We start from the raw sequence: 23,353 nt of genomic DNA on the forward strand, positions 1-23,353 counted from the left end.
AATGGAGTGAAACGATGAGAGTTTTGGCGATCGGCCTGGTGGCGACGCTGGGAGCGCTGGTGGCCGCCTGCGGCGGCGGCTCGGCCAGCGGCAACGGGAACACGGTCAACTGGTGGACCTGGGACGACAAGCAGGCGGCGGCCTACCAGACCTGCGCGTCGGCGTTCGAGAAGGCCAACCCGGGCACCACGGTGAAGATCACGCAGTACAACGTGGACGACTACTTCACCAAGCTGACCGCCGGGTTCGTCGCGGGCACCGCGCCCGACGCGTTCCAGAACAGCGTCCAGTACTTCCAGGCCTACGCCTCGCAGCACCAGCTGCTGCCGCTGGACGACCTCATCACCCGCGACAAGTTCGACCTGAAGCGGTTCTCGGTCGGCGTCGACGCGTGGAAGTTCACCGACGGCAAGCAGTACGCGCTGCCGCTCGACTGGTCCGCCACCGGGCTGTACTACAACGTCGACACCATCACGAAGGCCGGCTACACCCCCGCGGACCTGGCGAACCTGACCTGGAACCCGGACGACGGCGGCACGTTCGAGAAGGTCGCGGCGCACCTGAGCGTCGACCAGAACGGCGTCCGCGGTGACCAGCCCGGCTTCGACAAGGACCACGTCACGACTTTCGGCACCGGCCAGCTCGCCTCGCGGGACTTCATCGGTGAGTCGACGTGGAGCTCGTTCGCCATGACCACCGGCTGGCGCCTGGCCGACAAGCAGTCCTGGCCGACGAAGTTCGGTTACGACGACCCGGTGTTCGCCAAGACGATGCGCTGGGTGCGCTCGCTGACCGACCGCGGGTTCGCGCCGAAGATCGGCACGTTCACCACCGGCGGCCAGGCGACGATCAGCGACACCGACCTGATCGGCTCGGGCAAGGTGGCGATGGAGACGGCGGGCTCGTGGACGGCGGGCACGTTCGCGAAGCTGCCGGGCGTCAAGGTGGGCATCGCGCCGACCGTGCTCGGGCCGTCCGGGAAGCGCGCGCTGCTGTCCAATTCGAACGGGAACAACGTCTGGGCCGGCACCAAGAACCCGGACCTGACCTGGAAGTGGGTCTCGTACATGGGTTCGCCGGACTGCCAGTCGGCCGCCGGCGCGAGCGGCACGTTCTTCCCGTCGATCCCGGCGTCGATGGACGCGGCGACGACTGCGATGAAGGGCCAGGGTGTCGACCTGTCGGTGTTCACCACGATGATGAAGGACGGCTCGCTCGTCCCGGCCGTCGTCTACGGCAACGGCGCGGCCCTGCAGGACGCGGAACGGCCGCTGTTCGAGGCGTACTTCGCGCACCAGCGCGACGACGACGTCTTCGCGGAGATGGCGCGGAAGAGCGCCCAGGTCCTGGGCAAGCAGTAGCCTGTAGTCACCAACGGTGAGGGAGTCATGGTGAGTTCCGGACGACGGCTCGAAGCGCTGCCGAGCAGGCAGGTGCTGGCGGACGGCGTCTACGAGCAGATCCGGGCGCTGATCATGAACGACGGCATCGAGCCGGGCGCGCGGGTGAACATCGACGAGATCGCCCGCGAGCTCGGCGTCTCCGGCACACCGGTGCGTGAAGCACTGGCGCGGCTGGAGTCCGAGGAGCTGGTCAGCCGGCTGCCGTTGCGCGGTTACCGCGTCACGGAGTTGCTGAACCGCAAGGAAGTCGACGACATGTACGCGCTGCGGCTGCTGCTGGAGCCGCCGTCCGCGGCGCTGGCGGCGGCGGCGATGTCGGACGAGAGCGTCGCCGCGCTGGAGGCCGAGCTGGCGACGTGCCCGGCGGCCCCGGTCCACGACGCGTACAGCGACTACAAGGCCCTGACCGCGCACGACGCCCGGTTGCACGAGCTGATCCTGCACCTGGCCGGCAACGTCGCGGTCGAGCAGGCGTTCGCGCGCACCCACTGCCACCTGCACTTCTTCCGGCTGAACTACAACCAGCCGTTCGGCGAGCAGACGATCGCCGAGCACCGGACGATCGTGGACGCCCTGGTGGCGGGCAGCGCGGCGGGCGCCCGCAAGGCGATGACGGCCCACCTGGAAGTGGCCCGGGACCGCCTGGTCTCGAGGCTCTGACGTGCGAAGGCCGCACCGGGCGTACCCGGTGCGGCCTCCCCCGACGACGTCAGATGCGGGTCACTTGACCGGCATGGTCACTTCGTAGATGCGGGTCGGCGTGGTGGCCGCCGCGCGGAAACCACTGGCCCACAGCGATTCCACCTGAGCAGACTCGTCGGCGTTCGGGTTCGCGTTGGTGCACGACGGGCCGGGGCCACCACCCGACATCAGCTCGGAGCACGGGCCTTCGTAGTGGTCCGGCAGGCCCAGCGCGTGCCCGGTCTCGTGGGCCGTGATGCGGGTCTGGTTGTACTGCTCGGCCTGCGTGTAGTCGATGAAGATCGTGCCGCTGCCGTGGCCGTCGGTCTGGGCGTACGAGCCCTGCGGGTCGTTGCCTTCGGTGTAGTGCAGCGTGGCGCCCGAGGAGCTTTCTTCGAGCTTGACGTTCGACACCGCCGCGTTCCAGTTCGCCGCGCCGGCGTTGATCTGGGCGCGGAAGGTGGGGGCGTCCGAGGTGTCGTAGTAGACGACCGTGGCCGCTTCGGCCTGGGCCGGGGCCGCGAAGGCCGGCGCGGCGGTCATCGGGGTGGCGATCATCGCCAGTGCGACAGCGGCTCCGGGCAGCAGGTACTTCCTGGACATCGGGACGGCTCCTCGCGGTAGGGCAGCTGTGGGGAATTTGCCGGGTTTGCGTGTGCTGTGGTCCGAATTTACGGATCCGGACGCGGCTTGTGACCCGACTTTCGTACTGCGTATTTAGTGGTGATTTACCAACCATTTCGCAGTGTTGACATGCGCCACAGTGCATACGAGGATGCGCCGTCCGGGTCAGGCGACCGGGTCGGCCAGCGGGATCTCGCCCTCGGACAGCCACGACCCGCGCCACGCCAGATCGTCCCTGACTAGCGGTTTTCCGCAGTTGTCACAGGTCTGGCCCGGCCGTGTCAGCTGTCCGCAGCCGACGTGGACGAGCTGCATCGGGCCGTACGCGCTCGCCGAATCCGTGTGGGCGTCACCCCAGGCGCCGAGGGCGTGGAGCACCGGCAACGCGTCCGATCCGGCCTGCGTGAGCCGGTATTCGTGCCGGGTGCGGCCGCCGTCGCGGTAGGGGAGCTTCGTCAGCAGCCCGCGGTCGACCAGCTTGCCCAGCCGGGTCGTCAGCACGTTGTCGGCGATGCCGAGCTCGCTGCGGAAGTCCTCGAACCGGGTCGTGCCCGCGGTGGCGTTGCGCAGGATCAGCAGCGTCCACGGCTCGGCCAGGACGTCGGCGGCGCGGGCGATCGGGCAGGAGGCGTCCTCCCAGGTGATGCGGCGGCTCATGTGTGATCCCTTCGAGCTGGCTTGCTTGGAGCAAGTTTACGCCGTACTGTCGGCCGTAGCTAGCTTGCAACGAGCAAGTCAGATGCGAGAGGAGCTCGACATGGAGATCAAGGGTGCGGTGGCACTGGTCACCGGGGCGAACCGCGGGCTCGGCCGTCAGTTCGCGGCCGCCCTCGTCGAACGGGGAGCGGCGAAGGTCTACGCGGCCGCGCGCAACCCGGAGTCGGTGGACCTGCCGGGAGTGATCCCGCTGCGGCTCGACGTCACGGACCCCGAGTCGATCCGCGCCGCCGCCGCGGCCGCCGGGGACGTCACGCTGCTGGTCAACAACGCCGGTTCGTCCACCGGGGCGTCGGCGCTCGGCGGCTCGCTCGAGGACATCCGGCTGGAGATGGACACGCACTACTTCGGCACCCTGGCCGTGACCCGTGAGTTCGCGCCGATCCTGGAGCGCAACGGCGGCGGTGCCGTGCTCAACGTCCTTTCGGTGCTGTCGTGGTTCACCTCGCCGCAGGTCGCGGCCTACTCCGCGGCGAAGTCGGCGGCCTGGTCCCTGACCAACGCGCTGCGCCTGGAACTGGCGCCGCAGAAGACGAACGTGACCGCGCTGCACGTCGGGTACATGGACACCGACATGGCCAAGCACGTCGACGGCCCGAAGGTCGACCCGGCGTTCGCGGCCGGCCTCGGAATCGATGGTGTCGAACAAGGTCTCTTCGAAGTGCTCGTCGACGACCTCAGCCGCAACGTCCGCGCGGGGCTGGCCGGCGACCTGACCGGGCTGTACCCGAGCCTGACCGCCTGAGTCCACTTAGGACGATAATGGGCCGCCATGGTCATTTCGGGACCCCCGGAATACACCCGTGGCGGCCCCGGGCGTATGAATACCCGGGTGGCTGACAATGCCGGTACCGGCCGCACCAGGAATCGTTGGGGTGAAGGCGAACGGCTGCGCGGGGAGATCCTGGCGGCCGCCGCCCGGCTGCTCGCCGAACTCGGCGGCGAAGACGGGCTGACGATCCGCGGCGTCGCGCGCGCGGTCGGCATCGCCCCGGCGAGCATCTACCAGCACTTCGCCGACCGCGCGGAGCTCGTGCAGGGACTGCTGGACCACGAATACGGGCGGCTGCGGGAATCCATGCGCGCCGCGGAGGAGTCGTACGGCGAGGCCGACGTCGTCGGCCGGATCCGGGCGCAGATCCACGCGTACTGCGCGTTCGCCATGGGCAATCCCGGACATTACCGGCTGATGCTCGCGAACGGCGCGTCCAAGCCCGATCCGGACGCGCGGGCGGAGGGGCCGCTGCTGGACGTGATCGACAGCCTGACCGCGGGGTTCGAGCGGTGCGTCGAAGCCGGCCACCCGCTGCGGGTTTCGCCCGGCCGGGCGGCCGCCGTGGTGTTCGTCGGCGCGCACGGGCGGGTCGCCCTGTTCCACAGCGTGCTGCACCGGACCGGTGCCGAGCTGGTCGAACCGTTTGTCGACGAGCTGTTGTCGCTGGTATTCGAGTGATCTTGTGATCGTCGCCTGAACGGAGTGTGGCGGAGTCGCGGCAAGATGCTTAGCATAGCTATGTAATTCCTTGTCGAACTGTGCGGCGACTTCGGGAGGTCCTCATGACGGACGGTGTGCCGGCGTTTCCGATGACCCGGCGGTGTCCCTTCGACCCGCCGGCCGAGCTCGGGGAACTGCAGCGTGACGAGCCGGTTTCCCGCGTCAAGCTGTGGAACGGCAGCACGCCGTGGCTGGTGACGCGCTTCGAAGACGTGCGCACGATCCTGCGCGACCCGCGGGTGAGCGCCGACTCCGACCGGCCCGGTTACCCGCACCAGAGCGCGGCTTCGGCCGCCCGCCGCAACCGCGTGAAGTCGTTCATCAACATGGACGGCGCGGAGCACGCGGCCCAGCGCAAGCTGCTGACCGGCGACTTCCTGGTCAAGAAGATGGAGGCGCTGCGCCCGGCCATCCAGAAGATCGTCGACGACCTGATCGACGACCTGCTGGCGGGCCCCAACCCGGCCGACCTCGTGACGTCGTTCGCGCTGCCGGTGCCGTCACTGGTGATCTGCGAGCTGCTCGGGGTGCCGTACGAGGACCGCGCGTTCTTCCAGGACATCACGAAGGTGATGATCGCGATGGACGCGACGCCCGAGGAAGCGGTGAAGGCCACCGACGAGCTGCTGGCCTACCTTTCTCGCTTGGTAGAGCGGAAGGCGGTCGCGCCGGGTGACGACGTCCTGAGCCGCCTGGCGGTTTCGCAGCTGGGCACGATGACGGCGGAGCAGATCGCCGGGATGGGCCAGCTGCTCCTGGTGGCGGGCCACGAAACGACGGCGAACATGATCGCGCTCGGCACGGTGGCGCTGCTGGAGAACCCTTCGCAGCTGGACTTGGTCCGTCACGGTGACTCCGAGCTGCTGCGCAGTGCGGTCGAAGAGTTGTTGCGGTACTTGAACATCACGCACTCCGGCCGCCGACGGGTCGCCGTCGAAGACTTCGAACTCGCCGGCCAGACCATTCACGCGGGCGACGGCATCATCGGCGCCTCGGACGTCGCGAACCGGGACGACTCGGTGTTCGAGTCGCCGGACGAGCTGGACGTGACGCGCGGAGCCCGCCACCACGTGGCGTTCGGCTACGGCGTGCACCAGTGCCTCGGCCAGACGCTGGCCCGGGTCGAGCTGCAGGTGGTCTACGGCACGCTGTACCGCCGGATCCCCTCGCTGCGGCTGGCGGTTCCGGTGGAGGAGCTGGAGTTCAAGCACGACATGCTGGTCTACGGCGTCCACTCGCTGCCGGTCGCGTGGTGACGATTCCCGGTTTTGTCGGTGCTCACCGGTAGCCTGGAATTCGGGGGCGTCTCGTCGCGCTTGCGCTCCTGATTCGCTTGCGCCGCAACGGAAATCGCGCTTCTCGCGGTGCTTGTGTGGATCACCCGATTTAGCGATGGTGTTCGCACACGTGTTCGGTAACGTGGAATGCGTGACGACAACTCGTGTGTTCCGGTTCCTGCGCCGCGCCTGGTCAGAGCGCTCGCTGCGCCGCGTCGAGGTCCGCGGCCAGGTGGCCGGTGAGGAACTCGGCGCGGCCCGCGTCGGTGTCCTGCCGTGGCACCATTTCCACGAGCATGATCAGGTCCAGGTAGACGCGGTACAACGTGAGCCGTCGCGCGGCGGGTGGATCGAACTTTGCCGGTCCGCCCGCGTTGCTGTAGCCGTCGACCAGTTCTTGGTCCAAGTCGCGGAACAACGTCAGCGAAACGAACTCGGCCACCGGGTCGCCCCAGAACGCGCGCTCGGCGTCGATGATGCCGCTGACGTGCCCGCCGTCGACGAGGATGTTGCCCGGCCACAGGTCGAAGTGCACCAGCACCGGCGTCGTCACCAGGCCCAGGAGCGGCCCGTGGCGGCGGACCAGGTGCGCGATCTCGGCGGCCGGGCGCGGCAACCGGATCTTGTGGTGCAGGGCGTCCGCGAGCATCGCGTCCGTCATGGCCGTGAACGCCGAGGTCCACGTCCGGTGCGGCGGATCCTGCGGGTAGCCGAACGTCTCGCCCGTCGTGTCGTGCAGCCGCGCGACGATCGCGCCCAGCTCGCCTCGCAGCCGCGGCCGGTCGGCGTCGGCGACGTCCCAGGTCGTGCCGGGCAGCTCCGTCATCAGCAGAAACCCCGGCCCGGCACCGGCCACCGACGGCAGCGGCCCCGAGGCGAGGCGGTAGTACTCGGCCTCGGTCGCGAGCAGGTCGTGCTCGTAGGCCAGCCCGGCGGCGCGCGGCGCGATCTTGAGCACGAGCCGTCTGCCGTCGGCGAGCGTCAGCCGCGTGGCGGTGTTGTAGGTACCCCCGCCGACGTCTTCGGCGGACACGACCGACGCCGGGTCGATGCCCGACGAGGCCAGCGCCGCCGCGGTTTCCGTACGCACGAGGTTGAGTCTGCCTCAGCCGTCGGCGAGTTTGCCGCCCCGCGGCTGCTCCGGCTCGGTTCGCCGGTCGATGGCCGAGGATGGCGGGTTCCTGCACGGCGCGGCGGACTTCGATCCGGCGTTCTTCGGCATCAGCCCGCGGGAAGCAGCGCGGAAGGTGCTGGCCGGGTCCCCGTCGATTTCGGTCGCCGGCTGTGGCCACGGCTGTCCGGGTCCGTCGAGCGCAGCTGCCGCCTGGCGGGCAACGCCGCCGCAAGGCGGCTCGGCTCGGGCCGTTTTCCCGTGCAGCGGCCGCGCGGCCACTCGATCGCGGCCGTGGCTACCGGCCGGCGGCCACGGCTGTGCGGGAACTGCGGAGCACCTCTGCCGATCGGTGGGCACTCCGGCACGTGTTCCCGCTCAGCCGCCGCCGAGTTTCTCCGCGGCGTCCGCCAGATCCTCGGGCGTGGGCGCATCGTCCTGGGTGAGCTTGCGCCGCCAGTAGCCGGTGAACTCGATGGCTCCCTTGCCGACGCCGCGCTCGCTCACCAGGTGACGGCGCAGCGCCCGGACCATGCCCGCTTCCCCGGCCAGCCAGGCGGCGACCGAGCCATCGACCTTCGCCGAGCGGACAGCCTCGAGCAGCTTCGTCCCGTGCGGAGCGCCGTCCCGGTGCAGCCAATGAACCTCACCGGGAAGAGGCTGTTCCTCCGCCGCGTCCGGGACCTCGAGGAACACCACGGCATTGTCCACTTCGGACAACAGCGACCAGACCGCGGGGATCGCCGTCTCGTCCCCGGCCAGCAGTACCGTGCCGGCGGCGGGAACCGGGCGGCGGTAGGCGGCGTCCGGCCCGTACCGGGCGATCACCAGACCGGGGGCCGCCGTGCGGGCCCAGCTGGTGGCCGGGCCCGCGGTTTCCCCGTGCAGCACGAAGTCGACGTCGATTTCGGCGAGAGCCGGGCGCCGGTCGCGCACGGTGTAGCTGCGCATCACCGGCCGCTCCTCCGAAGGGATCGCGAGGTACGCCTCGTACCAGCGCATGACGTCGCCGTCGGCGGACGGCAGCCGCACTGGGCGGCCCGGCGGCGGGAACATCAGCTTCAGCTGCTGGTCCGGCCACGCCTCCAAAACTTCCAAGCCCTCGCCGGTGAAGGTGACGCGCACGGTCCGCGGGGTCACCCGACGGACCGCCGTGACCTCGAGCAGGCCGGTCATCGCTTCTCCAGGTACTCGCGCAGGTGGCGGGCGGTCAGGGTGGAGGCGTCGGCGACCAGCGACGCCGGCGTGCCTTCGAAGACCACCCGGCCGCCGTCGTGGCCGGCGCCGGGGCCGAGGTCGATCAGCCAGTCGGCGTGGGCCATCACGGCCTGGTGGTGCTCGATGACGATCACCGTGTTGCCCGCGTCGACGATCCGGTCCAGCAGCGCGAGCAGCTGGTCGACGTCGGCCAGGTGCAGGCCGGTCGTCGGCTCGTCGAGGACGTACGTCGAACCGTGCTCGGCCATCCGGATCGCCAGCTTCAGCCGCTGCCGCTCACCGCCGGACAGGGTGGTCAGCGGCTGCCCGAGCGTCAGGTAGCCGAGGCCGACGTCGGCGAGGCGGTTCAGCACCGCCCGTGCGTTGCCGGACGGGAAGAACTCGCGTGCCTCGGTGACCGGCATCGCCAGGACCTCGCTGATGTTCTTGCCCCGCAAGGTGTACGTCAGGACGTCCGGGGTGAACCGCTTGCCTTCGCACTCCTCGCAGACCGACGCGACGCCGGCCATCATCGCCAGGTCCGTGTAGACGAGGCCGAGGCCCTTGCACTTCGGGCACGCGCCTTCGGAGTTGGCGCTGAACAGGCTCGCCTTGACCCCGTTGGCCTTGGCGAACGCCGTCCGGATCGGGTCGAGCACACCGGTGTAGGTGGCCGGGTTCGAGCGCCGGGAACCGCGGATCGCCGACTGGTCGACCACCACGACACCGTCGCGGTGGGTCAGCGAGCCGTGGATCAGTGACGACTTCCCGGACCCGGCGACACCGGTGACCACGGTCAGCACGCCGAGCGGGACGTCGACACTGACGTCACGCAGGTTGTGCAGGCTGGCGCCGGTGATCCGGAGCTGCCCGGCGGGCGTACGGACCTCCGGGCGCAGCGTGACGCGGTGGTCGAGGTGGCGGCCGGTGAGCGTGCCGGACGCGCGGAGGCCGTCGAGGTCGCCGGTGTAGCAGAGCCGGCCACCGGCCTTGCCGGCGCCGGGGCCGAGGTCGACGACGTGGTCGGCGATCCGGATCGTCTCCGGCTTGTGCTCGACGACCAGGATCGTGTTCCCCTTGTCCCGCAAGCAGAGAAGGAGGTTGTTCATCCGCTCGATGTCGTGCGGGTGCAGGCCGACGGTCGGCTCGTCGAAGACGTACGTGACGTCGGTGAGGCTCGAACCCAGGTGCCGCACCATCTTCACCCGCTGCGCCTCGCCACCGGACAGCGTGCCCGACTCGCGGTCCAGCGAGAGGTAACCGAGGCCGATCTCGACCAGCGAGTCGAGCGTGTCGCGCAGGTTGCCCAGCAGGGGCGCGATCGACGGCTCGTCGAGCTTGCGGACGAACTCGGCGAGGTCGCTGATCTGCATGGCCGAGCAGTCGGCGATGTTGCGCCCGTCGATCTTCGCCGACAGCGCGGCCTGGTTGAGCCGGGCGCCACCGCACGCGGCGCAGGTGCTGAACGTGGCCGCCTTGTCGACGAACGCGCGCAGGCGCGGCTGCAGCGACTCCTTGTCCTTGTGGAGGTAGAGCCGCTTGACCTTCACCGCGAGGCCTTCGTAGGTGACGTTGGTCTTGCCGAGCTTCACCTTGCAGGAGTCCTTGTGGAGCAGGTCGTCGAGCTGCTGCGGGGTGTAGTCGCGGATCTTGGCGTCCGGGTCGAAGAAGCCGGACACGAGGTAGGTCTGCACGTACCAGTTGTCCGGCGTGAAGCCGGGCACGAGGATCGCGCCGTCGTTCAAGGACCTGTCGAAGTCGAGGAGGGCGGTGACGTCGAGGTCGGACACCCGGCCGAGGCCCTCGCAGGCCGGGCACATGCCCTCGGGCAGGTTGAAGCTGAACGCGCCGGACGTGCCGACGTGCGGTTCGCCGAGCCGGGAGAAGGCGATGCGCAGCATCGTGTGCGCGTCCGTCGCGGTGCCGACGGTCGAGCGGGAGTTGGCCCCCATCCGCTCCTGGTCGACGACGATGGCGGCGCTGAGGTTCTCGAGCAGGTCGACGTCCGGGCGCGAGAGGTTCGGCATGAACGATTGGAGGAAGGCGCTGTAGGTCTCGTTGATCATCCGCTGGGACTCGGCCGCGATGGTGCCGAAGACGAGGGACGACTTGCCGGAGCCGGACACGCCCGTGAACACCGTCAGCCGGCGTTTCGGGATGTCCAGGTCGATGCCGGTGAGGTTGTTCTCCCGGGCGCCCCGGACCTCGATCACGTCGTGGGTGTCGGCGGCCCGCCTGGGTGAGGTCATACCGTCCTTCTTGATAGTTTAGGCTGTAAAGTGATTGTCCAGGTTACATTACTTTAGGCTGTAAGGAGTCGGCAAGGTGGTCGTCTTCGCCGGTCAGGGCGACGCCCGGCGGTCCATGGAGCTGCTGTGGGGCCCGCGCGTCGGCGCCCCGCGCACCGGTCCCGGGCCCAAGCCGGGCCTGTCGGTCGAGGCGATCGTCGGCGCGGCGATCGAGATCGCGGACGCCGACGGCATGGGGGCGCTGTCCATGCGCTCGGTCGGCGAACGGCTCGGCCGTACGGCGATGGCGCTCTACACGTACGTGCCGGGCAAGACCGAGCTCGTCGACCTGATGTACGACCGGACGCTCGGCGAGCTGCCCGCCGACCAGGACCTGGCGGCCGGCTGGCGAACGGCGGCACTGGCGCTGGCCGACGAGCTGTGGGACCTGCACCTGCGGCACCCGTGGCTGCTGCAGGTCTCCCCGGCGCGCCCGGTGCTCGGGCCGGGGGAGTTCCACGTGCAGGAGACGCTGCTGCGCGTCCTGGCGGAGACGGGCCTGTCGCTGCCGCGCGTGCGCTGGGTGGTGTCGGCGCTGTTCAACGTCGTCCGCGGCTCGGTCCAGTCGGCGGCGGAGTCCCGGCAGGCGTCGCGCGAGACGGGGCAGTCCGAAGAGGACTGGTGGTACGCCCGGTCGGCTCTGCTCGGCGAGCTGGTCCCGGACCTCCCGGCCCGCTTCCCGACGGTGTCGGCCCTCGGCGCGGACATGGCCGCGGTCCCGGACGGCGAGCCCTACCTGGAACGCGAGGCGCGGCTGTCGTTCGAGGCCGGGCTGGAGCTGCTGCTGGACGGCGTCGAGGCGGCGATCGTCAGGGCTTCCTAGCCTCGATCAGGAACCGGGTGGTGTGGGCGAGGAAGGGGCCGTCGCGCTCGATCAGGTCGTGCAGTTCCCGCAGCCGCGGCCGGTACTGCTCGACCGTGAAGCCCGGGACCATCCAGATCACCTTGCGCAGGAAGTAGACCACCGCGCCGACGTCGCGGAACTCGGTGCGCAGCGACTCCGACCGCAGGTCGACGACCTCGAGACCTGCCTCCTTCGCCGCCGCGACGGCGTGGTCCGGGTGACGGCCTTCGCGTGACGACGCCGGCTGCGGGCCCAGGAAGAACTCGACCAGCTCGAACACGCTCGCCGGGCCGACCTGCTGGGAGAAGTACGACCCGCCCGGGCGCAGGACGCGGGCGATCTCGGCCCACCACGTCCGCACCGGGTGGCGGCTGGAGACGAGGTCGAACAGGCCGTCCGCGAACGGCAGCGGCGGCTCGTCCGCACTCGCCACCACCACGACTCCTCGCGGCCGCAGCAACTCCGACGCGACGGCGACGTTCGGCGGCCAGGACTCCGTCGCGGCCATCAGCGGCGGCAGGGACGGGCAGCCGTTGAGCACCTCGCCGCCGCCGGTTTCCAGGTCGAGGGCCGCGTGGACGCCGCCGAGGCGTTCGCCCAGCAGCCGCTGGTAACCCCACGACGGCCGCTGCTCCGAAGCCCGGCCGTCGAGCCACGAGAAGTCCCAGCCGTCGACCGACACCGCGTCGGCCTCGGCCACCAGGTCGTCGAAGCTCGTCATGGCTTGATCGTCACAAAGCCGGGGGCGCGCCGCCAGCCGATTTCCGGACCGGCGCGGGCGGTACCGGCTTGGCCAGGGCGACCGTGTCGAAGTCCACCACGACCGGGCCGCGCCGGGTCTCCACCGTGCACGTCGATGCGTCGCGCGCGACCAGTGGGCCGAGTGCGTCGGTGAACCCACCTTCGATCCGATACCGGACTACTACGCGCGTCCCGATCGGCAGTTCTCGCAGCAGTTTCATAACCGCGAGCTCAGCTCCGCGTCCGACGGCTCGACCAGGAAGGTGCCGTCGTCCCACACGATCGTGGGAATCCGGCGCTCGCCGTCCTGCAACGCGCGGACCCGCTGTTCGGCCTCCGCGTCCTCTTCGACGTCCACATAGGAGTATTCGACGCCTTCGCTGTCGAGCAGAGCGCGGCTGCGCTTCACGTCCGGGCACCAGCTCGCGCCGTAGACCGTCAACTTCACGAAACAACCTCCGAAACGGCGGATTCCACGGGAGGGGCAGCGGGCGAGGGGTGGCCCAGGTGCGTGAGCCAGCCGCGGAACACCCGGTGCAGGGCTTCCGCGCCGACGACGTCGCCGGGCGGCGGGAACTCCCGCGGGTGCACGACGAACCCGCGCTGCTGCGGGCCGCCGAGACCACCGTGCGAGCCGACGTGCGTCTCGAACGGCGACGACTGGTCCGTCTCCGGGTCGTAGTTGCTGTTGATCATCACGTCGGCGCAGTGCGGGAACGTGTCGACGCGGCGGACCAGGTCCGCGGCGTGCGGGCCGTAGCGCAGCAGCGGGTCCTCGCCGATGACGACGCCGGTGGCGAGCCGGTGCAGGCCGTCGCGGCCCAGCACCACCGGGCCGAACTCGCGGCTGCGCACCAGCAGGAACCCGACGCCCGGGTGGTCCACCAGCGACGGCAGCAGGTCGGGGAACTCGCGCTCGATCGTCTCCAGCTCGACGCGGCCTTCGTGCTCGGTGAACGACACCATCGCGGTGTGCCCGGAGACGACCGCCACCACGCCCGGCGCCACCCGCGTGACCGCACCGGGCGAGCCGGACTCGGTGCGCGGCCGGTCGCCCCCGGACTCGGCGTTCTCGACGCGGCCCCGCAGCCGTCGGGCGATCAGGCCGCCGCCTTGGGTGGCCTCGGCCAGCGCGGCGTTGATCTGCCAGCTTTCGGCCTGCCGGCGCTTGCCACTGGCCGGCGACGGCGAGCCGCCGCACAGCCGGCCGACGTAGGCCTCGATCGTCTCGCCGAACCGCTGCGAGAACGCCTGGCCCTGGGTCTGGCCGTGGTCCGACAGCGCGACGACGTGGTACCGGCGCGGCGCCAGCCGGCTCGCCCGGTGCAGCCGCGCGATCTGCTGGTCGATCGAGCGCAGCACCGACAGCGTGTCGAAGCGCTCGATGCCGGAGTGGTGGGCGACCTCGTCGTAGCCGAGGAAGTCCGCGTAGACGACCGGGCGTCCGGCCAGCATGTCGCCGAGGATGGCGGACACGACGACGTCGCGCGCGATCACCGTCGTGCCCGGCCGGGCCAGGGGGTACCAGCCGCCGCGCGGGATCCGCGGGACGACACCGGCGCGGCGCTGGCGGACCGAGGCGTTGATCTCGCGGAAGACGTCGGCCAGCGCGACGACGAGCGTCCGCAGCGCGTTGACCGGGTTCGCGAAGTAGGCGTAGTAACCCGCGCCGAGGCGGTCGCGGTGGCGGTGGCGCAGGCCCTTCGGCACCAGCACGGGGATCGAGCTCATGGTGAGGCTGACGTGGTCGGCGTCGCCGGAGAAGAGGTTGCCGCGGCTCGCGCCGTCACCCGAGAGGAGGCCTTGCCCGTCGGAGTGGCGGCGTTCGATCTCGGCCGCGTCGGTCGGGTGCGCGCACGCCATCACGTGGTCGCGGTCCTTTTCGTACCAGCGGAACCCGAGGATGTCGTGGTTGGAGCCGTGCAGGATGCCGCAGACGCTCGCGCCGGTCTGGGAGCTCCAGTCGGTGTGCCACTGCGTCAGCGCGTGGCTGTCCTCGGCGAGCCACGCGGCGAACGTGGGCATGTCGCCGTCCCGGATCGCGCGGCGGACGGTGTCGTACCCGAGGCCGTCGATCTGCAGGAACACCACACCGGGCGGCTGTTCGGCGTCGCCGGGCGCGGCGGCGTGCCGGCGGCGACGGCGGTTGGCGCGGCGGAAGAAGATCTCGTCCTCGTCGATCGCGAGCAGGCTGGAGATGAGGGCGCCGACCCCGGCCATGGCGACGGTGACGATCACCGCCGTCCGGAAGCCGACGATCTCGACGCCGGGCACGGTCTTGAACACCGCGAGTGTGCCCGCGCCGAGCAGCAGGAACCCGAAGAGGCCGAAGGTGACGAACGCCAGCGGGTAGGCGATCCGCATGACCAGCGGCCAGACGAACGCCACCAGCAGCCCGAGCAGCAGCGCGCACACCGTCGGCTGCCACCAGTGCGTCATCCGGAACTCCGGCAGCATCATGTCGAGCAGCCGCAGTGCGCCGGTCACCGCCGCCCACACCAGCAGGACGCGGGCGACGACCCGGCCGCCCCGCAGCAGCCGGCCCTTCGGCGCGGTCGTCGTCAAGCCCGGTCTCCCGTCTTTTCTTTCGCTTCGGCCTTGTTACGGCGCCAGCGGGCGATCAGGTTCAGCAGCACGGTGACCAGCAGGACCAGCACCGTCGCCAGCAGCGTCGCGATGAGCGGTGAGTCGAAGATGCCCCCGCTGACGATGCCGAGCAAGCTGTAGGCCACGGCCCAGAGCACACACGCGATGAGGGCAGCGGGCAGCAGCCGCCGCCACGGGTAGCTCAGCGCGGCGGCCGCGAGCAGCACCGGGATCCGGCCGGCCGGGACGAGCCGGCCGATCACCACGATCTGCCAGCCTCGGCGGGTGAACTGGTCGCGCGCCTTCTCGAGGCGTTCGGCGGGCTGGCGCCGGCTGATCCAGCGGAACGCGGCCTCGCTGCCCAGGCGCGGGACGCCGAACGTCACGACGTCGCCGACGTACGCGCCGAGCGTGGCCACGACGATCACCAGCGGCAGCGACAGGTGGTCGGTCGTGGTGGCGACGGCGGCCGCCGCGCCGACCACCGCGCCGGTGGGCACGATCGGGATGATCGAGCCGAGCAGCACGCCGCCGAACAGCACCGGGTACCCGATGGCGGCCGGGTCGGTCCAGTTCACGCCCGGTCCGTGGAGGCGGGGAGCACGACGTCGGCGCCGGGCTCGGTGAACAGGACCTCGGTGGCGATCTTCGCGGCGGCCACGTGGGCGGCGAACTCCCGCGGTGGGTCGGCGAGCAGCCGCCGCATCCGCGCGGTGCGCTTCAGCCCGGGGACGGCGAGCGTGCCCCAGTGCACCGGCACGACCGCGCGGGCCTGCAGCAGCCCGGCGGCCTCGGCGGCGCGAGCCGGGTTCAGGTGGCCGGGCCCGAGGTTCGGGCCCCAGCCCCAGACGGGCAGCAGGGCGACGTCGACCGGGCCGAACGCGGCCATCCCGTCGAAGAGGTCGGTGTCGCCGGCGTTGTAGACGCTCGTGCCGTGGTCGCTCCTGACGAGGTGGCCGATGGCCGGGCTCTGCGGTCCGTGGGTGAGGCGCGGGCCCCACCGGTGTCCGGAGTGGACGGCCTCGGTCGCGGTGATGGTCAGCCCGCCATCGGTGAACGTCTCGCCGGGCGCGATCTCCTCGACGCGCTCGAAGCCCTTCTTCGCGAGCCAGCTCCCGGCCCCGCGCGGCACGACGATCCGGGTGCGCCGGCCGACGAGCTTCAGCGACGGCACGTGCAGGTGGTCACCGTGCAGGTGCGACAGCAGCACCAGATCAACGCCGCCGTAGGCGTGGGGTTCGGGTGGTGGCACGACCCGGGTCAGCCCGCCGACCCGGGCGGTGAGCACCGGATCGGTGAGGACGACCCGGTCACCGAGCTCGAGCCGGACCGTCGAATGGCCGAGGAAACGCAGGTTGAAGCCGCTCACGCCCTTGAGTATCACCTTCTCGCCGGGCAAATGCCCGGCGGAGTGGCACGAACGACGCCACCGGCGTGATCGAGAAGCCGACACCCGTGATCAGGAAGCCGACACGCGTGATCAGAGGGTCGACACGCGTGTCTGGAGGGTCGACACGGCGGCGCGGAGCCTGCGCCGCCGTGTCGACCTTTCAATCACGCGTGTCGACCTTTCAATCACGCGAGTCGACCTTTCAATCACGCGAGTTGACCCGGGAATCACGCGAGTCGGCGGTTCCGTCACACCCGGACTCGGCGCCGGAGTCTTCGGGACGAGCGGATCAGGCGGACTTTGAGGCGGCGGCGGCCGCGGCGCAGGCGGGCCCGGAGGTCCGTGCGCAGCGCCTGTTCGGCTTCGTGGTGCATGCCGACCGCGCGGAGCAGCCGGGCGATTTCGCGTTGTTTGGTCGTCGGGGAGGCCGGCACGTCACCGCCCGGTCGGCAGGAGGTCGGAGATGCGCAGGGACGACGTGCCGATGCCCGTCGGGCCGCGCAGGGCCGTGGCCGCCATCGGGTGGTAGTTCAGCTCGCGCTCGGTGTAGCGGCCGACGTTCTCGTGCCAGTTGACGATGCCCGCCATCCAGTCGCGGAACTCCTCGACGTACTCCAGCAGCATCTCCTGGACGTCCGGGTCGACCCCGTAGTCGCGGAACAGCGCCGGCAGCTCGATCGCCGCCGCGTGCTTGAACTCCGCCAGGCGGGCCTTCATCAGGTCCTCGACCACGCCGAACGCGCGTTCCTCGGAGCAGTCGAGGAAGTTCTGCACGACCAGGACCGCGTTGTGCAGCTCGCCCTCGTACTCGATCTCCTTGCGGTAGGAGAACACGTCGTTGACCAGGCACGCGAAGTCCGTCGCCGCGTGCTCGATCGCCTGCACCGGCCGCGTGCGGTACAGCTCGGGCGGCACCGCGCGGCCGTGCGAGAAGCGGGACAGGCTCATCGTCAGGTCCGAGCCGAACGTCCGGCGCCGCATCTCGACGTAGTCGATCGGGTCCGGGATGCGGTTCTGGGCCTGGTTGACCAGCTCCCACAGCCAGCTCGACGTCATCGTGTCGACGGCTTTCCGCACCGCGCGGCGGTTTTCGGGCGCCATCCCGGCGGTGGTGCGCAGCCAGACGTCGACCAGGCCCACCTCGAGCGCGTTCGTCGGCGCCGGCGTGGGTTCGCCGTCCACCGGCATGAACAGCGACAGCCGCGCGTTGCAGGCCTTCGCCCCGGCGAGGTCGCGGGTCGCGCCGAACACGATCGGGTAGTAGTCGTCGGCGAACGTGCCCCAGGTCAGCCAGTCGCTGGTGACGTCGAGCTGGTCGGGGTCGGCGTCCGGGTGGATGCCGGCCGCGCACAGCGGGAGGTCGGTGGCGCGCAGCTTCCGCTCGTCCCACACGACGCCGTCGAGGAAGCCCATCCGCCGCGCCCAGTCGACGTTGCGGACGCGGCACGCGTCCAGGTGCGGGCTCAGCCGCAGCGGGAACGGCAGCTCGACCGGCGGCCGCTCGACCTGCACCGTGCGGAACGGCGTGCTCGAGTACGACCGCAGCCGCTGCGGCGCGGTCGCGAGCACCGACGAGAAGATGCGCGCGGCCGACGTCCCGAGCCCGGTCGCCGTGCCCAGTTCCGGGCCGCCGCGGGATTCCAAGGCGCCTTCGTTCATGTACCGGCTCGAGCGCAGGTGCCACTCGTGCCCGCCGGACTGCCAGTCCTGCAGGCCCTTGACGTAGGCGAACGTCGCCAGCCGCGCGGCCGGGTCGACGGCGTGCTCGTCGAACAGCCCCGGGACCTCGGTCAGCGCGGTGTGCTCGAACTGGTGCAGCCGGGAGGTGATCAGGTCGTTGACGGCGTCGGCCGCCTCCTGCGTCGTCAGGTCCAGGAACTTCTCGAACACGAGGACGCCGTTGGACAGCTCGCCTTCGTCCTCGACCTCGCGCTGGTAGGAGAACAGGTCGTTGCGCAGGTGGACGCTGTCGGCGAAGCAGTCGCGCAGCACCTCCATCGGCCGGGCCGCGGCGATCTCGTCCGGCACCTCGGCGTGCACCGAGTGCTCGACGAGGTTCGCCGACCACGGCGCGCCGCCGACCTTCCGGCGCATCTCGATGTACTCGATCGGGTTGGAAAGCCGGCCTTCGTTGATGTTGGCGAGCTCCCAGAGCGACTCTTCGAGCAGCGCCTTCGTGCTTTCGATGAAGCGGCGCCGCCAGCCGTCGGAGCGGTGCGGGATCGTGCGGTTCCAGAGGTCGGTCAGGCCGCGTTCGACCGGGTTCTCCGGGGTGCCGGTGATCGCGCCTTCGCGCGGCATGAACAGGTCGAGCCGGTCGAGGTACGTGCGCGCGCTGTCGATGTCGCCGGTGCGCTTGTAGAGCTCGAGGAAGTGGTCGTCGAAGTAGAAGACCCAGACGTACCAGTCGGTGATCAGGTCGAGCTCTTCGGCGCCGGCGTCCGGGTGGGTGTAGGCGCAGAGCAGCGCGTAGTCGTGGGAGTCGAGGTCGTGCTCGTCCCAGATCACCGTGCCGTGCTGCGGGACGTCGATCATGTCCATCGCGTACGCCCAGGCCTTGCTGTGCTCGCGGGCGCCCTCCAGGTGCGGGTTCAGCCGCGCCGGGTAGGGCATGTAGAACTCGGGGAGGACGAACGGCTGCTGCGGCACGCGGGTGAGGCCTTTCCGTTGCGGCTACGGCGGTTTCCGACACGATGAGGCAACCAAAAGCAGCGGGGCGAGCCAAGGGATGCGGCCGGGTTGCACACGAACGAGCAGGGCACGTCCCCCGGGCGGCCCAGTGCGCCTTCACGGCCCGGGTCCGCCCGTCGCTCGATGGGGGAAGGTCCGGCGGCCGTCCGGCGTTCCACCGCACACACAGAAGGAGTGCGCATGACCAAGGTGATCGACAACCCGGCGGAAAGCCGTTACGAAGTGTGGTCGGACGAGAAGCTGGCGGGCTTCGCGGCGTACGACCAGCGCGGTGAGCTGACCGTGTTCACCCACACGGAGATCGACGACGCCTTCGCCGGGCAGGGCCTGGGCAAGGTGCTGGCGGCGGGCGCGCTGGACGACGTCGTCGCGAAGGGCCGGACGATCGTGCCGGTGTGCCCGTTCATCGCCGGGTACCTCCGGAAGCACCCGGACTACGAAGAGCACGTCCGCTGGCCGTCCGGGTCCTGAGCGCCGCGGCGGGGTGCGCCAGAACTGTGCGGAAGTGACAACAGCCCCCGAACGCGACCCCGGGCCGTTCGGGTCCGGTGCCTAAGTCGGCCGCGGCCCGCTGCGCCGAACGCCACAACCCCTCGGACGGCGGCTGACTACACCAGGCGTTTGTTACGCCGAACGCAGCAGTGGCACTGAGCCTTTCGGTCTGGAGTGCGAGGTATGTCCGATTCCGCTGGTTATTAACCAACCTTAGTCGGTGGTGCGTTGGTTGCTCGGCAACGAAAGTGACCGGCGCAGGCTTCGAACCGGCTAACTGGAGGAAGTTGATGACTCCCCGGAAGACCGCCCTCAAGACCTTCGCCGTCTTGTCGGCCGCCGCGCTGACGTCCGGCGTGTGCGCGTCGGCGGCCACTGCGTCCCCACTGGCCTTCGCCGACATGCAGGCCAACGCCGTCAGCAACGCCACCCAGGTGGCGAGCTCCCTCGGTGCCACCTCCGGTGGCATCTACCTGGAGAACGGCAAGGCGATCGTGAACGTCACCGACGACGCGTCGGCGCAGAAGGTCGAGGCCGCCGGCCTCACCGCGAAGAAGGTCAAGCACACCTTCGCCGCGCTCACCGGTGTCAAGAACTCGCTGGACGCCGTGAAGAACGTCCCGCAGACCGCGTGGGGCATCGACACCAAGACCAACCAGGTCGTGGTGAAGGTCTACGACGCGGCCAGCAAGGCCACCTCCGACAAGGTCGCCGCGGCCGCCGCGCAGTACGGCGACAGCGTCCGGGTCGAGCACCGCACCGGCAAGCTGGAGCTCTACATCTCTGACGGCGACGCGATCCAGAACGACCAGGGCCGCTGCTCGCTCGGCTTCAACGTGACGCGCGACGGGTCGCCGTTCCTGCTCACCGCGGGCCACTGCACCAACCTCGGCGGCACCTGGGCCGGCGGCGACGTCTCCGGCGCGCAGGTCGTCGAGAGCGACTGCCCGGGAGCCGACTCCGGCCTGCTGACCCGCCCGAACGGCACCGGCCCGAGCGAGATCAACACCGGCCAGGCGATCACCAGCGCGGCGGCGCCGACGGTCGGTGAGCAGATGGAGAAGCAGGGCTCGACCACCGGTGGCGGCAGCGGCGAGGTCACCTCGGTCGACGAGTCGGTCAACTTCGACGTCGGCGTCCTGAACCACGAGTTCGGCACCACCGCACACACCGACCACGGTGACTCGGGCGGCCCGGCCTACGACGGTTCCAAGGGCCTCGGCACGCTGTCCGGTGGCGACACCGTGACCAGCTACTTCTACCCGCTCACCCTCGAGCTCCAGTCCTACGGCCTCGAGCTCGCCTGATCCAACTCCGGTGGGAAACCCGCGAGGGCCTCTTCACACGCGTCGAGGGCGCGTGAAGAGGCCCTTGCGGCATTTCGGGAAGCGGCACTTTCACGTGAAAGTGCCGCTTTCGGGAGTCGCTGTCAGGATTCGAGCCGCTTCGCGCGGAAGACGGTGTCCGTGTGGTGGCCCTCGCCGCGGGTGGTGGCCGTCTCGACGGCCCACTCCGACGCGTCGCCGAGGTAGGCCGGGATCTCCTCCGGCTCGAAGTACAGCTCCTGCGGCGGCGTCTGGCCGTCGAACTCCCGCATGGCCTTCGGCGAGTGCCCGACGATCAGCAGCGAGCCGCCCGGCCGGATCGCCGCCGCGGCCGCGGTGAACACGTTCTTGCGCAGCTCCGGCGGCAGGTGCATGTACTGCGCGGAGATCAGGTCGTAGGTCTCCTCGGGCTGCCAGCCGAGGATGTCGCGGTGCAGCCAGCGGACCTCGACGCCGCGCTCCTTGGCCGCGGCTTCGGCGCGGGCCAGCGCGAGGGTCGAGATGTCGGCGCCGTCGACCGTCCAGCCCTGCTGGGCCAGCCAGATCGCGTCACCACCCTCGCCGCAGCCGAGGTCGAGGGCGTGCCCGGGTTTCAGCCCGGTCACCTCGTCGCGCAGGTTGCGGTTCACGTTCCCGCTCCAGATCTGGTGCTCGTCACGCTGGTAGAGCGCTTCCCAGAACTCCTGCTTGAGCATGTTCTCGACGGTCATCGGCCCGTCGTGCGTGTGCGCCATGGTTCCTCCTCGGGGACGTCCTCCCACCATGCGGAGAACGTCCCCGGGAAGGCAAATCCAGTTGCCGGTTCAGCAACTCAGGCGGTGCCGTACACCTGCATTTCGTACAGCGAGTAACCGTACGCCGTGCCGCGCGTGACGCCGTTCATCCGCACGTACCGGCCGGTGCCGGACAGGCCGGTCAGGTCGTCCGTGGCGCCGTTGCCGGTGGTCGTGCTGTAGATCGTCGTCCACGTCGTGCCGTCCGGCGAGGTCTGGATGCTGTACGCCTTCCCGTACGCGGCCTCCCAGGTCAGCTTGACGTGCGAGACGGACTTGGCCGCGCCGAGGTCGACACGCAGCCACTCGGACGCGGTCTCCTTGCTGGCCCAGCGGGTGCCGGTCAGGTTGCCGTCGAAGGCCGCGCTCGCCGGGTAGGACGACGACTCGGTCGACGACGCCGTCGCCGTCTTGCCCTGCGAGAGCAACGTCTCGGTGCCGCCACCACCGCCGGTCACGGTGACGCCCACTGAAGCGGTCTTCGTCCCGCCGGTGATGGTGACCGTCGCCGAGCCGGGGGCGGCGTTCGCGGCGGCGGTGACCGTGGCGGTCGAGGTGCCGCCGGCCGGTACCGACGTCGGCGAGAAGGAGACGGTGACGCCCGCGGGAGCGCCGCTCGCGGACAACGTGACCGCGTCCGTGGACGTGACGGTGGCCGTCGCCGCACTACCCGCCGCGACCGAGACCGACGACGGCGTCACGCTGAGGCCGGACGGGGTGCCGGCCGCGGTGAACGTCCAGCGGGCCTGGTCGCCGGAGCAGCTGCCGGCGGTCAGTGTCGTGCTCGAAGCGCGGAAGCACTTCTTGCTCGTCTGGATGTCGGAGATGGTGCCGTCGGGGTTGATCGACCACTGCTGGGCCGGTCCGCCGGTGCAGGTCTGCAGCACGATCGAGCTGCCGGAGATGCCCGCGCACTTGTCGTTGTTCACCAGGAACGCGCCGTGGAAGGTGAACCGCTGCGCGTCACTTCCGGTGCAGGCGGCGACCTTCAGCGTGGTTCCGCTGCTCGGCGCCTCCAGGCACGTGCTGGTGGAGTTGTTGCGGTACTGGCCGACCGTGGTGTTCGGCTGCGCGCCGCCGTAACACGCGCCGGTGCTGGTGTTGAAGATCGGCGTCGAGTCGTACGGCTCGGTCGACGGCGGGTCGACCACCACCGGCTCCAGCACCGGCGTGTTGTCGGCGTTGTAGTGCGTCAGCGCGTCTTCGCAGTCGATCGCGTCGAAGGCGCTGCCGCCCTGGCCGCCGAGCCAGAGGTCGATGTGCCGCAGGTTGGGGCCGCCGTTGGGGCCTTCGCCGTTCCAGTCGTCGGAGCACTCGTCGCAGCCGTCCTCCATGATGAAGTACTTCTTCACCCGGGGGACCCAGACCTTGGTGCCGGCCTTGAGCTCGGACGTGCTGGTGGCGAACGTGATCGGGTCGGTGTAGGTGCCCTTGCCGCCGGCCGTGTCGTGGATCTGCGGGTAGGCGATGTCGCCGCCGGGCGGGGTGTTGTCCCACCAGCCGTAGAAGGTGAGGAAGGTCGGCTGCGTGGTCTCCGCGTTCGCCGGCGTGCCACCGGCGAGAGCGCCGGCCAGGGCGAGGAAAAGGGTCACGACGAGCACAAAAGCGCGCCGGGTCATGCTGCCTCCGGGAGGACTGGACGGACGATGACTGCGGCGTGGGTCCAGGTTCGCGGTGCGGGAGCGGCACGTCAAGACCTATTCGTAAAGTTCTCTAAC

At 70.3% G+C, this 23,353-nt stretch carries 23 protein-coding genes; 8 read left to right on the forward strand and 15 right to left on the reverse strand.

Annotated elements, in window-relative coordinates:
• The first annotated feature begins 14 nt into the window (after positions 1 to 14).
• Both ACIOD2_RS21955 and ACIOD2_RS21960 read left to right on the forward strand, forming a co-directional pair.
• A complete protein-coding gene (locus tag ACIOD2_RS21955) occupies positions 15 to 1,361 on the forward strand; it encodes an ABC transporter substrate-binding protein (protein WP_400540774.1) in 1,347 nt (448 codons plus the stop codon).
• A 30-nt stretch (positions 1,362 to 1,391) separates the two neighbouring features.
• Positions 1,392 to 2,063 (forward strand): GntR family transcriptional regulator, encoded by a 672-nt coding sequence (locus tag ACIOD2_RS21960; RefSeq protein ID WP_392763762.1) that lies wholly within the window; start codon positions 1,392 to 1,394, stop codon positions 2,061 to 2,063.
• Between the two features lie 60 nt (positions 2,064 to 2,123).
• On the opposite strand, the gene ACIOD2_RS21965 is transcribed toward ACIOD2_RS21960, so the two are convergent.
• The gene (locus ACIOD2_RS21965) at positions 2,124 to 2,687 is read right to left on the reverse strand and encodes a snapalysin family zinc-dependent metalloprotease (protein WP_400540778.1); all 564 of its coding nucleotides are present in this window, start codon (positions 2,685 to 2,687) and stop codon (positions 2,124 to 2,126) included.
• Between the two features lie 186 nt (positions 2,688 to 2,873).
• The gene (locus tag ACIOD2_RS21970) at positions 2,874 to 3,365 is read right to left on the reverse strand and encodes a winged helix-turn-helix transcriptional regulator (protein ID WP_400540781.1); all 492 of its coding nucleotides are present in this window, start codon (positions 3,363 to 3,365) and stop codon (positions 2,874 to 2,876) included.
• Between the two features lie 100 nt (positions 3,366 to 3,465).
• Here ACIOD2_RS21970 and ACIOD2_RS21975 point away from each other — a divergent pair, with 100 nt between their 5' ends.
• The 3 genes from ACIOD2_RS21975 (at position 3,466) to ACIOD2_RS21985 (ending at position 6,176) form a co-directional block, all read left to right on the forward strand.
• On the forward strand, positions 3,466 to 4,170 hold the full coding sequence (locus ACIOD2_RS21975; protein WP_400543159.1) for an SDR family oxidoreductase: 705 nt from the start codon (positions 3,466 to 3,468) through the stop codon (positions 4,168 to 4,170).
• A gap of 144 nt (positions 4,171 to 4,314) precedes the next feature.
• Entirely contained in the window at positions 4,315 to 4,878 is a 564-nt protein-coding gene (locus tag ACIOD2_RS21980; protein WP_400543162.1) for a TetR/AcrR family transcriptional regulator, read from the forward strand.
• A 104-nt stretch (positions 4,879 to 4,982) separates the two neighbouring features.
• Positions 4,983 to 6,176: a cytochrome P450 gene (locus tag ACIOD2_RS21985; RefSeq protein WP_400540784.1), complete on the forward strand. Its 1,194-nt coding sequence runs from the start codon at positions 4,983 to 4,985 to the stop codon at positions 6,174 to 6,176.
• A gap of 214 nt (positions 6,177 to 6,390) precedes the next feature.
• On the opposite strand, the gene ACIOD2_RS21990 is transcribed toward ACIOD2_RS21985, so the two are convergent.
• The 3 genes from ACIOD2_RS21990 to ACIOD2_RS22000 form a co-directional block, all read right to left on the reverse strand.
• Positions 6,391 to 7,287, reverse strand: a complete 897-nt coding sequence (locus ACIOD2_RS21990) for a phosphotransferase (protein WP_400540787.1) — start codon at positions 7,285 to 7,287, stop codon at positions 6,391 to 6,393.
• A gap of 399 nt (positions 7,288 to 7,686) precedes the next feature.
• On the reverse strand, positions 7,687 to 8,484 hold the full coding sequence (locus ACIOD2_RS21995) for a siderophore-interacting protein (RefSeq protein WP_400540790.1): 798 nt from the start codon (positions 8,482 to 8,484) through the stop codon (positions 7,687 to 7,689).
• Positions 8,481 to 10,754 (reverse strand): ATP-binding cassette domain-containing protein, encoded by a 2,274-nt coding sequence (locus tag ACIOD2_RS22000; protein WP_400540793.1) that lies wholly within the window; start codon positions 10,752 to 10,754, stop codon positions 8,481 to 8,483. Before ACIOD2_RS22000 ends, ACIOD2_RS21995 begins: the two co-directional genes overlap by 4 nt.
• Before the next feature lie 76 nt (positions 10,755 to 10,830).
• Between ACIOD2_RS22000 and ACIOD2_RS22005 the strand changes: the two genes are divergently transcribed.
• Positions 10,831 to 11,616 (forward strand): TetR/AcrR family transcriptional regulator C-terminal domain-containing protein, encoded by a 786-nt coding sequence (locus ACIOD2_RS22005; RefSeq protein ID WP_400540796.1) that lies wholly within the window; start codon positions 10,831 to 10,833, stop codon positions 11,614 to 11,616.
• Here the strand turns inward: ACIOD2_RS22005 and ACIOD2_RS22010 are convergent.
• The 8 genes from ACIOD2_RS22010 to ACIOD2_RS22045 all read right to left on the reverse strand — a co-directional run bounded on the left by ACIOD2_RS22010 (position 11,603) and on the right by ACIOD2_RS22045 (position 18,967).
• Positions 11,603 to 12,358 carry a methyltransferase domain-containing protein gene (locus ACIOD2_RS22010; protein ID WP_400540799.1) on the reverse strand — a complete coding sequence of 252 codons (756 nt, stop codon included), beginning with the start codon at positions 12,356 to 12,358 and terminating at the stop codon, positions 11,603 to 11,605. The two genes, ACIOD2_RS22005 and ACIOD2_RS22010, sit on opposite strands and share 14 nt — an antisense overlap.
• 10 nt (positions 12,359 to 12,368) lie before the next feature.
• Positions 12,369 to 12,599, reverse strand: coding sequence for a ferrous iron transport protein A (locus ACIOD2_RS22015; RefSeq protein WP_400540802.1), 231 nt, complete (start codon positions 12,597 to 12,599; stop codon positions 12,369 to 12,371).
• Positions 12,596 to 12,826 (reverse strand): glutaredoxin domain-containing protein, encoded by a 231-nt coding sequence (locus ACIOD2_RS22020; protein ID WP_400540805.1) that lies wholly within the window; start codon positions 12,824 to 12,826, stop codon positions 12,596 to 12,598. Before ACIOD2_RS22020 ends, ACIOD2_RS22015 begins: the two co-directional genes overlap by 4 nt.
• Complete coding sequence (locus tag ACIOD2_RS22025) at positions 12,823 to 14,943, reverse strand: phage holin family protein (RefSeq protein WP_400540808.1); 2,121 nt, start codon at positions 14,941 to 14,943, stop codon at positions 12,823 to 12,825. Before ACIOD2_RS22025 ends, ACIOD2_RS22020 begins: the two co-directional genes overlap by 4 nt.
• Complete coding sequence (locus ACIOD2_RS22030; RefSeq protein ID WP_400540811.1) at positions 14,940 to 15,542, reverse strand: DedA family protein; 603 nt, start codon at positions 15,540 to 15,542, stop codon at positions 14,940 to 14,942. The genes ACIOD2_RS22025 and ACIOD2_RS22030 overlap by 4 nt, the downstream gene beginning before the upstream one ends.
• Positions 15,539 to 16,333, reverse strand: coding sequence for an MBL fold metallo-hydrolase (locus tag ACIOD2_RS22035; RefSeq protein WP_400540814.1), 795 nt, complete (start codon positions 16,331 to 16,333; stop codon positions 15,539 to 15,541). Before ACIOD2_RS22035 ends, ACIOD2_RS22030 begins: the two co-directional genes overlap by 4 nt.
• A 269-nt stretch (positions 16,334 to 16,602) precedes the next feature.
• The gene (locus tag ACIOD2_RS22040) at positions 16,603 to 16,788 is read right to left on the reverse strand and encodes a hypothetical protein (RefSeq protein ID WP_400540817.1); all 186 of its coding nucleotides are present in this window, start codon (positions 16,786 to 16,788) and stop codon (positions 16,603 to 16,605) included.
• Between the two features lies 1 nt (position 16,789).
• The gene (locus ACIOD2_RS22045; RefSeq protein WP_400543165.1) at positions 16,790 to 18,967 is read right to left on the reverse strand and encodes a germacradienol/geosmin synthase; all 2,178 of its coding nucleotides are present in this window, start codon (positions 18,965 to 18,967) and stop codon (positions 16,790 to 16,792) included.
• A 258-nt stretch (positions 18,968 to 19,225) separates the two neighbouring features.
• Here ACIOD2_RS22045 and ACIOD2_RS22050 point away from each other — a divergent pair, with 258 nt between their 5' ends.
• Positions 19,226 to 19,516 (forward strand): GNAT family N-acetyltransferase, encoded by a 291-nt coding sequence (locus ACIOD2_RS22050; RefSeq protein WP_400540820.1) that lies wholly within the window; start codon positions 19,226 to 19,228, stop codon positions 19,514 to 19,516.
• A 311-nt stretch (positions 19,517 to 19,827) separates the two neighbouring features.
• Positions 19,828 to 20,844 carry a S1 family peptidase gene (locus tag ACIOD2_RS22055; protein ID WP_400540823.1) on the forward strand — a complete coding sequence of 339 codons (1,017 nt, stop codon included), beginning with the start codon at positions 19,828 to 19,830 and terminating at the stop codon, positions 20,842 to 20,844.
• Between the two features lie 122 nt (positions 20,845 to 20,966).
• Here ACIOD2_RS22055 and ACIOD2_RS22060 read toward each other — a convergent pair whose 3' ends face one another.
• Complete coding sequence (locus ACIOD2_RS22060; protein WP_400540826.1) at positions 20,967 to 21,596, reverse strand: SAM-dependent methyltransferase; 630 nt, start codon at positions 21,594 to 21,596, stop codon at positions 20,967 to 20,969.
• 77 nt (positions 21,597 to 21,673) lie between these two features.
• Positions 21,674 to 23,254 (reverse strand): discoidin domain-containing protein, encoded by a 1,581-nt coding sequence (locus ACIOD2_RS22065; protein ID WP_400540829.1) that lies wholly within the window; start codon positions 23,252 to 23,254, stop codon positions 21,674 to 21,676.
• Between the last annotated feature and the right edge of the window lie 99 nt (positions 23,255 to 23,353).

The organism is Amycolatopsis sp. NPDC088138 (assembly GCF_044741685.1).
GTDB lineage: Bacteria > Actinomycetota > Actinomycetes > Mycobacteriales > Pseudonocardiaceae > Amycolatopsis.

Excerpts from the sequence above, each read along its gene's own strand:
- ACIOD2_RS22015 (WP_400540802.1), bottom strand. The coding sequence starts at position 12,599 with ATGAAACTGCTGCGAGAACTGCCGATCGGGACGCGCGTAGTAGTCCGG.
- ACIOD2_RS21985 (WP_400540784.1), top strand. The coding sequence starts at position 4,983 with ATGACGGACGGTGTGCCGGCGTTTCCGATGACCCGGCGGTGTCCCTTC.
- ACIOD2_RS21975 (WP_400543159.1), top strand. The coding sequence starts at position 3,466 with ATGGAGATCAAGGGTGCGGTGGCACTGGTCACCGGGGCGAACCGCGGG.
- ACIOD2_RS21970 (WP_400540781.1), bottom strand. The coding sequence starts at position 3,365 with ATGAGCCGCCGCATCACCTGGGAGGACGCCTCCTGCCCGATCGCCCGC.
- ACIOD2_RS22050 (WP_400540820.1), top strand. The coding sequence starts at position 19,226 with ATGACCAAGGTGATCGACAACCCGGCGGAAAGCCGTTACGAAGTGTGG.
- ACIOD2_RS22055 (WP_400540823.1), top strand. The coding sequence starts at position 19,828 with ATGACTCCCCGGAAGACCGCCCTCAAGACCTTCGCCGTCTTGTCGGCC.
- ACIOD2_RS21955 (WP_400540774.1), top strand. The coding sequence starts at position 15 with ATGAGAGTTTTGGCGATCGGCCTGGTGGCGACGCTGGGAGCGCTGGTG.
- ACIOD2_RS22045 (WP_400543165.1), bottom strand. The coding sequence starts at position 18,967 with ATGCCCTACCCGGCGCGGCTGAACCCGCACCTGGAGGGCGCCCGCGAG.
- ACIOD2_RS22065 (WP_400540829.1), bottom strand. The coding sequence starts at position 23,254 with ATGACCCGGCGCGCTTTTGTGCTCGTCGTGACCCTTTTCCTCGCCCTG.
- ACIOD2_RS22000 (WP_400540793.1), bottom strand. The coding sequence starts at position 10,754 with ATGACCTCACCCAGGCGGGCCGCCGACACCCACGACGTGATCGAGGTC.
- ACIOD2_RS21995 (WP_400540790.1), bottom strand. The coding sequence starts at position 8,484 with ATGACCGGCCTGCTCGAGGTCACGGCGGTCCGTCGGGTGACCCCGCGG.
- ACIOD2_RS22060 (WP_400540826.1), bottom strand. The coding sequence starts at position 21,596 with ATGGCGCACACGCACGACGGGCCGATGACCGTCGAGAACATGCTCAAG.
- ACIOD2_RS22010 (WP_400540799.1), bottom strand. The coding sequence starts at position 12,358 with ATGACGAGCTTCGACGACCTGGTGGCCGAGGCCGACGCGGTGTCGGTC.
- ACIOD2_RS21965 (WP_400540778.1), bottom strand. The coding sequence starts at position 2,687 with ATGTCCAGGAAGTACCTGCTGCCCGGAGCCGCTGTCGCACTGGCGATG.